The 1,770-nt window shown below is 42.9% G+C and carries 1 protein-coding gene; it reads left to right on the top strand.

The window, feature by feature from the left end; genetic code table 11:
- The first annotated feature begins 117 nt into the window (after window positions 1-117).
- Window positions 118-1,395, top strand: a complete 1,278-nt coding sequence (locus CSV67_RS16435; protein ID WP_099632657.1) for an IS110 family RNA-guided transposase — start codon at window positions 118-120, stop codon at window positions 1,393-1,395.
- The last annotated feature ends 375 nt before the right edge of the window (window positions 1,396-1,770 follow it).

Here is a 1,770-nt window from a genome sequence, read left to right on the forward strand (position 1 = left end):
GGAGCATTCCTGTTTGGTTAGTGGAGCCCTATTGAAATAGAAAAGTCCCCTTGGTATGATTCGGGGGTGTCAAGGCATCGACTACTTGACCCCTAATAATAACCAAGGAGGACTCACATGAATTCTAAAGTGAATCACAAAATTAATCAAGTTACGGAACAAACTTTGGTCGTAGGTATCGATATTGCCAAGTATAAACATTATGCTACATTTGTCGATGAGCGTGGCCGTGAAATTAAAAAAGCCTTTTTAGTTCCACAATCGCTGGAAGGCTTTGAAGAACTTTATCAGGCAATTCTGGATGCCATGAAAGTCTTTCAGAAATCTGAAGTTCTGGTTGGCGTAGAGCCGACTGGTCATTATTGGCTAAACTTAGCTTACTTTTTAGAAGATAGAGGAATTCCTCTTGTAATCGTCAATCCTATGCATGTGAAACGTGTAAAAGAGCTTGATGATAATTTACAGACTAAAAATGATAAAAAGGACGCACTTACGATCGCACGTCTGATGAAAGATGGGCGTTATTCTCATCCTAAGCTGCTTCGTGATCAAGGGGCTGAGATACGTACCGGATACAGTCTTAGGGAATCGTTGATGAAAGAGCGCTCCATGTTAAAAAACAAACTTCATCGATGGATCGACAAGTATTTCCCTGAGTTATTCCATGTCTTTTCTGACTTTGGAGCCATGTTGCTTGCCGTATTAGAAGAAACACCACTTCCTGTTGATATCGTCGATATGACACCAACGGAGTTGGCTGACATTTGCGCAAAAGCAGGTAATATGAAACAGCGACGCCCGACAAAAGCAGCTGAACTCATTCAGGCAGCTCAATCATCCATCGGAATTACGATAGCTCCATGGGGAGCCAGACGAGAAGTAGCTTCCATGATGCGTCAATATCGACTCATTGAAGAAGAATTAGAAGCAATTGAAGCAGAACTGGAAGAACGCATTACACAAACAGCGGATTATGAGTTTTTAATTTCTGTTCCTGGAATCAGTCATGGAACCATCGCAGGTCTACTAGCTGAAATCGGAAGTTTCGACGACTATGAAAGTCCACGCCAACTTATTAAATTAGCGGGACTTACACTTCGAGAGAATTCTTCAGGTACTCATCAAGGACAGAAGAAAATCTCTAAGCGAGGGCGTAAGCGGCTTCGTTCACTCTTATTTAAAGCCATGCTTCCTATTCTGCGTAACAATGAGGCGTTCCTAACACTTCATCATTATTACACACAGCGACAAGTGAATCCGCTTCGGAAGAAGCAATCGATGGTGGTTTTATGTGGCAAACTGTTAAAAGTACTTCATGCACTGTGTACAAAAAAACGACGATTTGATAGTCACCAAATGCTAACTGACCTTCACTGTCTTCAACTAGCGTCCTAACGTTCATATTCTAGAACTTACCATTCATGACACGGAGAAGCTGGCACCAGCGGCGTACATTGGGCCTTGAGCCCCTCCCGGAGCATCTCGCCGGCCTCCATCTTGTGATAGACCGAACGAAGGAATGTCAGCGCTTGACGCTAAGAAACATGGGAGGGTCAGTCATCACAAAGTAACGGAGATCCACAAGTGCATGCCATAACTAATTAACAGTTTCTGTAACTGTCGGCGAAGCGTTTCCCCGTACTTCCAGAATACGTAAAGTCATGTATTTTAAGGAATGCATACTGCGGATACATGCAGAAAAATATTTTTTGGTCATACTTAGAACGCGATAAACCTTGTCACTATCGTATTTCCAAGAGGGAGTCGCCC

Origin of the sequence: Sporosarcina sp. P2 (assembly GCF_002743255.1) — a bacterium.
Classification (GTDB): domain Bacteria; phylum Bacillota; class Bacilli; order Bacillales_A; family Planococcaceae; genus Sporosarcina.

Coding starts and splice junctions, on each gene's coding strand:
- CSV67_RS16435 (WP_099632657.1), top strand. CDS start 118: ATGAATTCTAAAGTGAATCACAAAATTAATCAAGTTACGGAACAAACT.